Raw genomic sequence first — 12,621 nt, forward strand, 5'->3', positions numbered from 1 at the left:
GAACCCGTCCCAGTGAGGTCCCGATGAGCCACCCGAACCAGTCAGTGCGTCGCCTCACCGTCGCCCAGGCGCTGGTGCAGTTCCTGTCCGCGCAGTACACCGAGCGCGACGGCGTACGGCACCGGCTGATCGCCGGGACCTGGGGCATCTTCGGCCACGGCAACGTCGCCGGTCTCGGCCAGGCTCTCCTGCAGGCCGGCGAGGACACCATGCCGTTCCACCAGGGCCGCAACGAACAGGCCATGGTGCACGCCGCCGTGGGCCACGCCCGTCAGCTCAACCGGCTCTCCGCACAGGCGGTCACGACGTCCATCGGCCCCGGCGCCACCAACCTGGTCACCGGCGCCGCCCTGGCCACGATCAACCGCCTGCCGGTGCTGCTCCTGCCCGGCGACTACTTCGCGACGCGCCCCGCCGACCCGCTGCTCCAGCAGCTGGAGCACCCGACCGAGGCCGACGTGTCGGTCAACGACACCCTGCGCCCGGTCTCCCGCTGGTTCGACCGCGTCACGCGCCCGGAGACGCTCATCCCGTCCGCGCTGAACGCCATGAGGGTCCTCACCGACCCGGCCGAGACCGGTGCGGTGACCCTCGCGATGCCGCAGGACGTGCAGGCGGAAGGCTTCGACTGGCCGGAGGAGTTCTTCGCCGAGCGCGTGTGGCACGTACGCCGTCCCGCGCCCGACCCGCTGGAGCTCGCCGAGGCCGTACGCGCGATCCGCGCCGCCGAGCGGCCGCTGATCGTCGCCGGGGGCGGCGTCCACCACAGCGAGGCCGAGGAGGCGCTCAAGGCGCTCGTGGACGCCACCGGCATCCCGGTCGCCTCCACACAGGCGGGCAAGGGCTCACTGCGCCACGACCACCCGGCGGACCTCGGCGGTATCGGCCACACCGGCACCGCGGTCTGCGACGACATCGCGCGCACCGCCGACCTGATCCTCGGTGTCGGCACCCGCTACAGCGACTTCACCACCGCGTCCAACACGCTGTTCCAGCAGCCGGGCGTGCGCTTCGTCAACCTCAACATCACCGCCTTCGACGCCCACAAGCTGGCCGCCCGCACCCTGGTCGCCGACGCCCGAGCGGGCCTGGAGGCGCTCACGGACGGGCTCTCGGGACACCGCGTCAGCGAGGCGTACGAGGCCGAGTACCGCGCGGGCAAGGAGCGCTGGGAGCAGGTCGTGGTAGCCGCCTACCGCGCGGACGACGAGCACGCCGTGCCCACCCAGACGCAGGTGCTGGGCGCGCTGGACTCGGTCGTGGGCGACGAGGACGTGGTGATCAACGCGGCCGGCTCGCTCCCCGGCGACCTGCACAAGCTGTGGCGGGCGAGAAGCCCCCGCCAGTACCACCTGGAGTACGGCTACTCCTGCATGGGCTACGAGATCCCGGCCGGGATCGGCGTCCAGCAGGCCGCTCCGGACACGGTGGTCTGGTCGCTGGTCGGCGACGGCACGTACCTGATGATGCCGACCGAGATCGTCACCGCGGTCCAGGAGGGCCTGCCGGTCAACATGGTCCTGATCCAGAACCACGGGTACGCCTCCATCGGCGGCCTCTCCGAGGAGACCGGCGGCGAGCGCTTCGGCACCGCCTACCGCTACCGGGCCGCCGACGGCACCTTCACCGGGGCGCCGCTGCCGGTGGACCTCGCCGCCAACGCCGCCAGTCTCGGCATGGACGTGATCCGTGCCAAGACCGTCCGCGAACTGCGGGACGCCCTCGCCGCCGCACGTGCCTCGGACCGGCCGACGTGCGTGTACGTCGAGACCGACCCGGCGCCCACCGCTCCCCCGGCGGAGGCCTGGTGGGACGTGCCCGTGGCCGAGGTCGCCTCCCGAGAATCCGCCGTCCGGGCCCGCGAGAGGTACGACCGCAATGTCGCCGACCGTCGGCGCCACCTCTGACACCCGGCCGACTCACCGCCGAGTCCCGTTTCGGCTCCCCGCCGATTCCCCTCCGGCTTCTCGCCGGCACCCCTCCGACTGCTCGCCGGCACCTCTTTCGACTTCTCGCCGGCTTCTCGTTCAGGAAAGGCCCCCGCACCATGAAGACCATCAACCACTGGATGGGCGGCAAGCCCGTCGAGGGCACCTCCGGGCGCTTCGGTCCCGTCTACAACCCGGCGACCGGTGCCCAGGAGAAGCAGATCCCCTTCGCCACGGTCGACGAGGTCGACTCCGCGGTGGCGACGGCGAAGGCCGCATTCGAGAGCTGGGGCAGCTCCTCGCTCGCCAAGCGCACGGCGGTCCTGTTCAAGTTCCGCGAGCTCCTCGACGCGCACCGCGACGAGATCGCCGAACTGATCACCGCCGAGCACGGCAAGGTCCACTCCGACGCGCTCGGCGAGGTCGCCCGTGGCCTGGAGATCGTGGAGCTGGCCTGCGGGATCAGCGTGCAGCTGAAGGGCGAGCTGTCCACGCAGGTCTCGACCCGCGTCGACGTGGCCTCGATCCGCCAGCCGCTCGGGGTCGTCGCGGGCATCACGCCGTTCAACTTCCCGGCCATGGTGCCGATGTGGATGTTCCCGCTGGCCATCGCGTGCGGCAACACCTTCGTGCTGAAGCCGAGCGAGAAGGACCCCTCCGCCTCGTACCGGCTGGCCGAGCTGCTCGCGGAGGCGGGCCTCCCGGACGGTGTGTTCAACATCGTGCAGGGCGACAAGGTGGCCGTGGACCGCATCCTGGAGCACCCGGACATCGCGGCCGTGTCCTTCGTCGGCTCGACACCGATCGCCAAGTACATCCAGCTCAAGGCCGTCGAGCACGACAAGCGCGTGCAGGCGCTGGGCGGCGCCAAGAACCACATGCTGGTCCTGCCGGACGCCGATCTGGACTTCGCGGCCGACCAGGCGATCAACGCGGCGTACGGCTCGGCGGGTGAGCGCTGCATGGCGGTGTCGGTCGTGGTCGCGGTGGGCGACACGGGCGACGAACTCGTCGGCAAGATCGCCGAGCGCGCGAAGAACCTGCGTATCGGCCCCGGCAACGACCCGGCCTCCGAGATGGGTCCGCTGATCACCCGCGAGCACCGCGACAAGGTGGCGTCGTATGTGGCGAGCGCCGCCGAGCAGGGCGCCGAGGTCGTCGTGGACGGCAGCGGCTACGCGGTGGAGGGACACCCCGAGTGCGCTGAGGGCTTCTTCCTCGGTGTCTCGCTGCTGGACAAGGTGCCGGTGACGGCGGACGCGTACAAGGACGAGATCTTCGGTCCGGTGCTGTGCGTGGTCCGCGCCGACACGTACGAGGACGCGATCAAGCTGATCAACGGCTCCCGCTGGGGCAACGGCACCGCGATCTTCACCCGCGACGGCGGCGCCGCCCGCCGCTTCCAGCTGGAGGTCCAGGCGGGCATGGTCGGCGTCAACGTGCCGATCCCGGTGCCCGTCGGCTACCACTCGTTCGGCGGCTGGAAGGACTCGCTCTTCGGTGATCTGCACGTCTACGGCAATGACGGCATCGCCTTCTACACACAGGGCAAGGTGATCACGACCCGCTGGCCGGACCCGGCGGACAGCGGGATCAACCTGGGCTTCCCCAGCAACTCGTGAGCGGGGACGCTGCCGGTGCGGGACGGATGCGTGGCCGTCCCGCACCGGTCGTCGCGCGACACCGGCCGTCCGCACGACACCGGCCGTCGTACGACACAGGACGGCCGGTGGAGGACCGACAGGGAATCCCCTCCTTGTCATGACAACACGATGACCAGGGTTCCTGTCATCAAGACGGACGGATACGCTCATCTCGTGACCAGCACCACTCCCGTGAAGCTCGACTTCACCCTCGATCGCACCAGCCCCGTGCCGCTGTACTACCAGCTCGCCCGGCAGCTGGAGTCCGCGATCGAGCACGGCGTGCTGGGCCCCGGCAGCCTGCTCGGCAACGAGATCGAACTCGCCGGACGGCTCGGCCTGTCCCGCCCGACCGTGCGCCAGGCCATCCAGTCCCTGGTGGACAAGGGCCTCCTCGTACGCCGCCGGGGAGTGGGCACCCAGGTGGTCCACAGCCAGGTCAAGCGCCCGCTGGAGCTCAGCAGCCTGTACGACGACCTGGAGGCCGCGGGCCAGAGCCCGACGACCCGGGTGCTCGGCAACGAGGTCGTCCCGGCCTCCGCCGAGGTCGCTGCCGCCCTGGGTATCGCCGAGGGCGCCGAGGTGCACCACGTGGAGCGGCTGCGCCTCGCCCATGGCGAGCCCGTGGCGCACCTGTCCAACTACGTCCCCGAGGGACTGCTGGACCTCGACACGGAGAAGCTGGAGGCGACCGGCCTGTACCGCATGCTGCGGGGCGCCGGCATCACCCTGCACAGCGCCCGCCAGTCGGTGGGTGCCCGCCGGGCCACCCCCGAGGAGGCCGAGCGCCTGGGCGAGCCCGAGGGTGCCGCCCTGCTCACGATGCAGCGCACGGCGTACGACGACACCGGCCGGGCGGTCGAGTACGGCACCCATGTCTACCGGGCCTCGCGCTACTCGTTCGAGTTCCAGCTGCTCGTACGGGGCTGACGGGCCCCGGCCGGGTCAGAGGCTCACCCACGCCCCCGACTCGGCCGACCGGCTCATGGCGTCCAGCGCGGCGGCGCTGTGCACGGCGTCGTCCAGGGTGGCGCCGTGCGGCGTGCCCTCGGCGATGGAACGCAGGAAATTGTGCGCCTCGATGACCTTGAGGTCGTCGAATCCCATGGCGTTGGCCGAGCCCGGCTGGAAGGCGGCGTACTCGCCGTGTCCGGGGCCGACGAGGACGGTGCTGACGGACTGGTCCTGGTAGGCCGTGCCACGGCTGACGCCCAGCTCGCCCATGCGGCGGAAGTCCCAGAAGAGGGCGCCCTTGGTGCCGTGCACCTCGAAGCCGTAGTTGTTCTGCTCGCCGACGGAGACCCGGCAGGCCTCCAGGGCCCCGCGGGCGCCGGAGGCGAAGCGAAGCAGGCAGCCCACGTAGTCCTCGTTCTCCACCGGGCCCAGTTCGCCGCCGGCGGCCCGGGAGTGGCCCGCGGTGGCCCCGGTGGGCCGGGCGCGCTCGGGTACGAAGATGGCGGTGTCGGCGGTCAGGGAGGCGATGTCGCCCAGCAGGAAGCGGGCCAGGTCCACGCCGTGCGAGGCCAGGTCGCCCAGCACTCCGCTGCCGCCGCGCTCCCGCTCGTACCGCCAGGTCAGGGCGGACTCGGGGTGGGCCGCGTAGTCACTGAACAGCCGGACGCGGACGTGGGTGACGGTGCCGATCTCGCCGGAGGCGATCAGCTCGCGGGCGTACGCCACGGCTGGAGCGTTGCGGTAGTTGAAGCCGACGGCGCCCTGGACGCCGGCCTCGGCGACGGCGCCGGCGACCGCGCGGGCGTCGTCCGCGGTGAGGCCGACGGGCTTCTCGATCCAGATGTGCTTGCCCGCCCGGGCCATCGCGACACCGATCTCGCGGTGCAGGAAGTTGGGGGCGGTGATGCTGACCGCCTGGACCCGGGGGTCGGCGGCCACCTCGCGCCAGTCGCGGGCCGTCGCGGCGAACCCGAACTGCGCCGCGGCCTCCTCGGCCCTGCCCGGCACCTCCTCGGCGACGGTCAGCAGCTCGGGGCGCACGGCCAGCTGCGGGAAGTGGTGCAGGACCCGCGCGTACGCCTGGGTGTGGACCCGTCCCATCCAGCCGAATCCGACGACGGCGACGCCGAGCGTACTCACCATGACTGCCCTTCTTTGGACCGTTCCAGAACGTCTCCAGTTCACCCTGAGGCCCGTAGGAGCACATGTCAACCCCTGCCCCAGGCCCTTCGACGAGCCCCTTGACGAGCCCTTTGACAAGTCGGCCACTATATGGAACGGTCCAAGCCATGAGACCCCCGACGATCCGTGACGTCGCCGAACGCGCCGGCGTGTCCAAGTCGCTGGTCTCCCTCGTGCTGCGCGGCTCCGACCAGGTGCGCCCCGAGAAGCGACAGGCGGTCCTCGCGGCCGTCGAGGAGCTCGGCTACCGCCCGAACGCGGCGGCGCGCAGTCTCAGCGAGCGGCGCACACGCACGGTGGGCGTGCTGCTCAACGACATGCGCAACCCCTGGTTCGTGGAACTCCTGGACGGCCTCAACTCCCGTCTCCACGACAGCGGTCTGCACATGCTGCTCGCCGACGGCCACCTCAACCGGCGGCTCGGCGAGGACCTCACCCGCACGTTCACGGATCTGCGGGTGGACGGCCTGGTCGCGGTCGGCACGCTGCCGCCCTCCGAGGCCCTGCGCACGGCGGCCGCCCACATCCCCACCGTGGTCGCGGGCGCCCGGGAGCCCGCACTGCCACGGGTGGACATCGTGGCGGGCGACGACGAGTGCGGCGCGCGTCTCGCCACCGAGCACCTCATCGGCCTCGGCCACCGGCGCATCGCCCATATCGCCGGGCGGGGCGTGGTCGGCGAACTGCGCCGCCGCAGCTTCGAGACGGTCATGCGCGAGCACGGGCTGTCCGGCACGGCGGTCGTGGAGCAGGGCGATCTGACCGAGGAGGGCGGCTACCGGGCCACGGTCCGCCTCCTCACCGCCGGTGAGCGCCCCACAGCGGTCTTCGCCTTCAACGACATCGCCTGTGTCGGCGCCCTGTCGGCCGCCGAGGAACTCGGCCTCCGGGTGCCGCGGGACCTCTCCCTCGTCGGGTACGACAACACGTACCTCTCACGTCTGCGCCATCTGTGGCTCACCACTGTGGACAACGCCAGCCACGACGTCGGCCGCCGCGCCGCCCAGTGCCTCCTCGACCGCGTCACCACCCCGGACCGCCCGTCCGAAACCGTGCTCGCGACACCGGCACTCGAGGTACGGGGAACCACGGGCCCGCCGCGCGGGGGCGGCGCCTGAACCGTGACGCCACCCGTCGGCAGCGGCGGCGGTGACCACGACGGCCGTCCCCGCGACGGCCGTCGCGAACCCGCGCCCGTGGACGGCCTCCAGCCGGGCCCACAACCGCTCCGGCACCTGCGGAAAGCGCTCCCGCAGCTCGGGGACCCGGCCACGGACCCAGCGCGTGACGGCCTGATGTCCACTCATGGACGGAGAGTCCGTCAGCCGGAGCCGGGCCGCAGAGCGACGAAGACGAACTCCTTGCCCGGCCGGTCAGGGGCGTCGCACACCTCTCGCAGGGCGTATCCCCGGGCGACCAGATCCGCTTCGACCTCCTGGCGTTCACGGAACCTCAGGGTGGAGTCGGACGTCAGGGTCTCGCCGTCCGCGGCGAACACGTAGTGCTGCCGGAAGGTCACCAACGGGCCGTCGACGTCGATCAGCTCGACCCAGGTCTCGACCGCGCCGACGCCCGGGATCTCCGTCACGCGGTAGGAGACCTCGCGATTCCAGCACTCCCAGGCGCGCCGGGACGGATCGCGGGTCTCGAACACCAGATGCCCGCCCGGCCGCAGCGCGTCGAAGGCGCCCTTGAGTGTCCGGTGCCAGATGTCGGGGGCGACGATGGCCTGCGCGACGTTGGCCGTCATCGTGGCGAGGTCGACCCGCAGCGGGGGCAGCGTCGTGGCGTCCCCGTGGATCCAGCGCACCCGGTCGGCGCCCGGCTTGGCCCGGGCCACGTCGACGGAGGCACGGGCGGGATCGACGCCGACGACCTCGATGCCGCGCGCGGCCAGCAGAAGCGCGAACACACCGGTGCCGCAGCCGATGTCCAGCACGTGCTGCACACCGAACCGCTCGGCGAGGCGGAGGTAGGGGTCCAGGTCGCTCCGGTCGGGATCGAGGGGATCGTAGACGGCGGCCAGCCGCGGATGCCGGAAGACTTCGTCAGCCATGGGACGGACGGTAGTGCGCGGCCGACGGGCAGGATACGGGGCGTCCTGGTGTCCCGCTCGCCCAGAGGCGCGGTCGGGCGTGCCCGCTTATCGTGATCCGGGGGGTATCCCCGGCCCACGGCCGGGCGTCCCTGGAGGCCTGCATGCGTTTTCCGCACAGACGCTGCGCTACCGGAGCCGCGGCCGTGGCACTGGTCCTGCTCGGGGCCTGCCTGCCGTCCGTGGCGTCACTGGCTTCGGGAGCCGCGGACGAACCCGATCTGTCCCGCTTCTACGAGCAGCGGATCAAGTGGTCCACATGCGAGGGCATGGAGATGCCGGAGGATCTTCAGTGCGGGAAGGTGACCGTACCGCTGGACTACGCGCGGCCCGGCGACGGGACGCTCGATCTGGCGATGGCGCGCTACGAGGCGACGGGCGAGGACAAGCGGGGTTCCGTCCTGTTGAACTTCGGCGGCCCCGGCGGGCCGGGCGTTCCCCAACTCGCTTACGGCGGCGATGAGTTCCTGGGCCTCACGGATGGCTACGACGTGGTGACCTTCGATCCGCGCGGCGTCGGCCGCTCCTCCCCCGTCAGCTGTGGCGAGGGGACCGGCGCGGCAGTGGAGAGCACCGACGACGGGGACGACGCGAAGGATCCGGCGGCCGTGCTCAAGCAGCTGGAGAAGGCCGCGGCACAGTGTGCCGAGCACTCGGGCCCCGTGCTGCGCCACATCGGCACGGTCAACGCCTCCCGCGACCTGGACGTGATGCGCGCGGCGCTCGGTGACAAGAAGCTCAACTACCTCGGTTTCTCGTACGGAACGAGGCTGGGCGCGGTGTACGCGGCCCAGTTCCCCGACAAGGTCGGGCGGATGGCCATGGACGGTGTCGACACGCTCACCGACCCGCTCTCCGAGCAGGGGCTGGTGGGCGCGGAGGGCCAGCAGACCGCGCTGGAGAGCTATCTCGACTCCTGCGCCGAGCAGTTGACGTGCCCGTTCGGCCAGGACCCGCGCGCGGCCAGGGAGGAGGTCGTCGAACTGGTCGAGGCGCTGGACGAACGTCCCGTACCGACGGCCTTCGGGCAGGCGTTCTCGGGTCAGGATCTCGTGGGCGCCATCAGCCAGGCGCTCTACAGCGAGCAGATGTGGCCCGCGCTCACCGCCGCCCTCAACGCGCTCGTCCAGGACGGCGACACGCAGGGCGTCCTGGAGCTCGCCACCGGCGGCATCGCGGCTCCGGACGCCCCGCGTCCGCGTCCCGGGGAGAGCGGCGGTGGGCTGGTGGACGAGGAGGAAGTGCCGCTCGACAACTTCCCCGCCGCCCTGATGGCCATCAACTGCGCGGACGACCCGGACCGGCCCTCCGCGGCACGGATGACCGAGGAGGTGGACCGGCTGCGCGCCCGGTACGAGAGGGTCTCGCCGGTCTTCGGGCTGTACCGGCTCAACCAGGTGCTGATGTGCTACGGCCGCCCCAAGGGCACCGACTTCATCCGCGAGGAGGTGCGCAACGTCGACACCCCGAAGATGCTGCTCGTCGGCACCCGGGGGGACCCGGCGACCCCGTACCGCTGGACCGTGGAGACCGCCGAGCGGCTCGGCTCGTCGGCCGTGGTCCTCGACAACAAGGGCGAGGGGCACACCGGCTACGGGTCCTCCGAGTGCGTGCAGGAGAAGATCGACGAGTTCCTGCTGTACGGGACGCTGCCGGACGACGGGAGTTCGTGCGGGTCCGCCGAACCGGGTCGGGCGGACGACTGAAGCCGCCGAACATGGTCACCCGGGTGGGCGTAGGGATCAGGACCGGTACAACCTCTTGTGCGCCGCGCGCACCGCATTGATCAAGCGTCGCCTGTGCGTGCACCGCGCTTGTACGCCACCAAAAGTGGGGGAACATCACTCTCATGCGTATGCGTTCCATCGCCGCGCTCTCTGCCACCGCCACCGCACTGCTTCTCACCGTGCCGCAGTCCTCGGCGGCCGGGCCGCACGACGTGCGCCAGGGCGTGCGGCCCGCCGCGAAGACCGCCGTCTGCGCGAGGACGTCGCTCTCGATCGGGGTCCGGCAGTCGGGCAACCCGACCGTCGTGCACATCAGCGTCACCAACCAGGGCTCCCGCGCCTGCACGGTCGACCGCGTCCCGATCGTCACCTTCGGCAACCTGGACGGCTCGGCCCTGCCGGTACCCCCGGGGGAGACCGGGCCGCGCCGGATCGGCGCCGGCGAGACGGCGTACGCCGCCGTCCGGACCATCGCCGACCGGTCCGACCCGGAGGCCCGGAGCGTGGACACGATCACCGTCTCGGCCCATCCGGACCACTTCGGGCGCACCATCACCGCGCGTCGGCTGGGCGCGGGGGACGCCGTCCTCGTGTGGGAGCCGGTGACCACCTGGTGGAAGCCGTCCAAGGCGGCCGCCGACGAGGCACTGGAGGACGCGACCGGCTGACGGCCGCGCGCCCCGGCACACCCGGCAGGCCGGCCACTCGGTCGGCCTGCCTGCCGTCCTCCGGGACACCGGAACACGGGCTCCCGCCCGGTCCCGGCCGAGTTGCCCGGCCACCCGTTGACCGTTTAGCGATTTACCCCAAATGCCTCAATAGCGAATCGGTCCTATGGTGCTGATATGGAGCACACCCTCAGTCCCGCGACCCTCGCCGATCTGCGCCGCCCGCGGCCGTATCCGGCCGTGTCCGTACTGACGCCCACGCACCGCCGCGAGCCCGACAACGCGCAGGACCCGGTCCGGCTGCGCAATGTGCTGGCCGAGGCGAAGAAGCAACTGGAGACCGACCCCGCGGTCACCCGGGAGCGGCGCAACGACGTCGCCGTCCAGCTCGACCAGGCCCTGGCGGAGGTCGATCTCGCGCACACGGAGGACGGCCTGGTGATCTTCGCGGCGCCCGGTGAGCACCAGGTGTGGTCGCTGGCCCGCACGGTGCCCGAGCGTGTGGTCCTCTCGGAGACTTTCCTGACCCGCAACCTGGTGGCCGCGCAGGCCGCCGAGCGGCCGTTCTGGGTGCTGTCGGTCTCCGCCGACCGGGTGACGCTGTGGAACGGCGCGGGTCACCGTGTCACCGAGGAGCGCGACGAGGGCTTCCCGCTGACCCGCAGACTGGTGGAGAACCCGGACGCCGAGCGTCAGGAGCGCATCGGCGATGTGCGGAGCACGTTCCGCGACGAAGGGACCCGGCACTTCCTGCGCGACGCCGACACGGCCTTGGGCGCCGTGCTCCGCGAGAATCCCCGGCCGCTGTACGTCACGGGCGAGCCGGCGGCGCTGTCCTGCCTGGACGACATCGGCACGGTCACCAAGGACGCCGTCCACGTCCAGCACGGCGGTCTCGCGCACGCCTCGGCCGAGGCCGTGTGGCAGGCAGTGCGTCCGCTGGTCGCCGCCGAGGACCGGAGGAACATCGACTTCGTGGCCCGCGAGCTCGAACTGGCCCGCGGCCGCAAGGAGTTCGCCGCCGGGGTCGACGAGATCCGGCAGAGCGCCGAGCAGGGCCGGGTCCGGCTCCTCGCCGTGGAGGAGAACTACCGCGTCACGGTCCGGGACGACCGGGGCGACCACCTCGTACCGGCCGAGAGCGGTGACCTCGGCGCCCGCGAGGACATCGTGGACGAGATCGTCGAGCGCTGCCTGGAGACCGGGGCGGAGGTCCGCTTCGTACCGGACGGCACGCTCGGGGACGCACCGGGGATCGCCGGAGTACTGCGCTACTGACGGGGCATGACGCCGGTTCAGCCGAGCAGGGCGGTCAGGTCGCGGTCGAGGGCCGGGCCCATGTCCTCGCTGCCGGCCGCGACGACGGCGTAGGAACAGAGCAGGAAGCGGCGCAGGGCCTCCGCGTCGAACTGGATCAGGGCCAGGCCGTACGGCGAGTGGAACTCCACGACCGTATGGGACTGCCCGAGCGGCCAGATGTGCACGTCGCCGTTCCCCACGGGGACGCACAGGCCCTCGTCCAGGAGCGCGCGGGCGAACGTCCAGGTGATCTCCTCGCCCGCCAGCGAGACGTCGGCCGGGAAATCGATGCTCACGGCCAGGGGATCGTCGGAGGTGTAGCGGAGTGTGGCGGGCACGGGAAGTTCCTGGTCGTCATCGGTGACCAGGCAGGCACGGGCGGGCTGCTCCAGGGTGATGTGCATGATCATCCTCCGTTGATGTGCCGGCTGTTGCGCCGACGCGCCTTCACGACCTCGCGGAGGGTTCGCGCGACATGGTGTTCTGGATGTCCCCTGTGACTCACGTCACCCAGCGCGTTCTACTGGGGCTCGGCACGAGCCGATCCTCGCGCCCCTCGCCGCCGAACCACAGACCCGGGAACCAGCAGGCATCGAACAGGAGCCCGAAAGGGGTCGACGACCCACCCGACGGCCCGTCAAGTCACGTACCTCGCATACGACATGGCGGCCCTGGCGCGTACACCGGAAAGGCCACCTACGCTCTCCGTAAGGACTGCGGCATATGCCAGATGCACCACCGTATCGGGTGTTGCCAAATCCCTTACAGTGCGTCGCAGGCTGTGCAAGAGTCGTAACGGTCCTTCCAGCACGCCTTGGTCGTACCGTCCCTGTATCGGAGTACGTCATGCCGCCCCATCTCTCCGCGGATCGCCCGGCCGGCCAGCCCTCGGGGCACGGCACCGTCGAAGGGCTCATCTCGCAGACGCGGCGGCTGCGGGGCGAGGTGGACGCGGTACGGCGGGACACCCGGGGTGACGGTTCGGACCCGGAGGAGCGCTGGCAGCGCGCGCTGTACGACCTGGCGCTGCACCAACTCAACGATCTCGACCAGCATTTGGCCCAGTTACGGGAGGGCCCGCCCCCGGTGTCGGCCGATCCCGCGGCCGCCTTCCCCGGACCGGCC

At 71.5% G+C, this 12,621-nt stretch carries 10 protein-coding genes and 1 pseudogene; 8 read left to right on the plus strand and 3 right to left on the minus strand.

The features are described 5' to 3' along the window. Nucleotides 1–23 precede the first annotated feature (23 nt). From iolD to FNH04_RS29335, 3 genes are all read left to right on the plus strand, one after another. A complete protein-coding gene (gene iolD, locus FNH04_RS29325) occupies nucleotides 24–1,907 on the plus strand; it encodes a 3D-(3,5/4)-trihydroxycyclohexane-1,2-dione acylhydrolase (decyclizing) (RefSeq protein WP_152788801.1) in 1,884 nt (627 codons plus the stop codon). A 140-nt stretch (nucleotides 1,908–2,047) separates the two neighbouring features. Continuing rightward, nucleotides 2,048–3,550 (plus strand): CoA-acylating methylmalonate-semialdehyde dehydrogenase, encoded by a 1,503-nt coding sequence (locus tag FNH04_RS29330; RefSeq protein ID WP_152788802.1) that lies wholly within the window; start codon nucleotides 2,048–2,050, stop codon nucleotides 3,548–3,550. Between the two features lie 249 nt (nucleotides 3,551–3,799). Next, entirely contained in the window at nucleotides 3,800–4,501 is a 702-nt protein-coding gene (locus FNH04_RS29335; protein WP_386574667.1) for a GntR family transcriptional regulator, read from the plus strand. A 15-nt stretch (nucleotides 4,502–4,516) separates the two neighbouring features. Here FNH04_RS29335 and FNH04_RS29340 read toward each other — a convergent pair whose 3' ends face one another. Continuing rightward, nucleotides 4,517–5,668, minus strand: coding sequence for a Gfo/Idh/MocA family protein (locus tag FNH04_RS29340; RefSeq protein WP_152788804.1), 1,152 nt, complete (start codon nucleotides 5,666–5,668; stop codon nucleotides 4,517–4,519). Nucleotides 5,669–5,814: 146 nt separating this feature from the next. Here FNH04_RS29340 and FNH04_RS29345 point away from each other — a divergent pair, with 146 nt between their 5' ends. Then, nucleotides 5,815–6,825, plus strand: coding sequence for a LacI family DNA-binding transcriptional regulator (locus FNH04_RS29345; RefSeq protein WP_152788805.1), 1,011 nt, complete (start codon nucleotides 5,815–5,817; stop codon nucleotides 6,823–6,825). A gap of 203 nt (nucleotides 6,826–7,028) precedes the next feature. Here the strand turns inward: FNH04_RS29345 and FNH04_RS29350 are convergent, their stop codons facing one another. Beyond that, nucleotides 7,029–7,763, minus strand: coding sequence for a class I SAM-dependent methyltransferase (locus tag FNH04_RS29350; RefSeq protein WP_152788806.1), 735 nt, complete (start codon nucleotides 7,761–7,763; stop codon nucleotides 7,029–7,031). Nucleotides 7,764–7,906: 143 nt separating this feature from the next. On the opposite strand from FNH04_RS29350, the gene FNH04_RS29355 reads away from it, so the two are divergent. From FNH04_RS29355 to FNH04_RS29365, 3 genes are all read left to right on the plus strand, one after another. After that, on the plus strand, nucleotides 7,907–9,508 hold the full coding sequence (locus FNH04_RS29355; RefSeq protein WP_152788807.1) for an alpha/beta hydrolase: 1,602 nt from the start codon (nucleotides 7,907–7,909) through the stop codon (nucleotides 9,506–9,508). Nucleotides 9,509–9,651: 143 nt separating this feature from the next. Beyond that, nucleotides 9,652–10,197: a DUF4232 domain-containing protein gene (locus FNH04_RS29360; protein ID WP_152788808.1), complete on the plus strand. Its 546-nt coding sequence runs from the start codon at nucleotides 9,652–9,654 to the stop codon at nucleotides 10,195–10,197. Nucleotides 10,198–10,374: 177 nt separating this feature from the next. Next, nucleotides 10,375–11,475 carry a baeRF3 domain-containing protein gene (locus tag FNH04_RS29365; protein ID WP_152788809.1) on the plus strand — a complete coding sequence of 367 codons (1,101 nt, stop codon included), beginning with the start codon at nucleotides 10,375–10,377 and terminating at the stop codon, nucleotides 11,473–11,475. Nucleotides 11,476–11,492: 17 nt separating this feature from the next. Here FNH04_RS29365 and FNH04_RS29370 read toward each other — a convergent pair whose 3' ends face one another. Continuing rightward, nucleotides 11,493–11,900, minus strand: coding sequence for an SsgA family sporulation/cell division regulator (locus FNH04_RS29370; protein ID WP_152788810.1), 408 nt, complete (start codon nucleotides 11,898–11,900; stop codon nucleotides 11,493–11,495). A gap of 442 nt (nucleotides 11,901–12,342) precedes the next feature. On the opposite strand from FNH04_RS29370, the pseudogene FNH04_RS29375 reads away from it, so the two are divergent. Next, nucleotides 12,343–12,621, plus strand: a pseudogene (locus tag FNH04_RS29375) (phosphatase); the annotation flags it as partial.

Source organism: Streptomyces phyllanthi (assembly GCF_009377205.1).
GTDB classification, from domain to species: Bacteria; Actinomycetota; Actinomycetes; order Streptomycetales; family Streptomycetaceae; genus Streptomyces; species Streptomyces phyllanthi.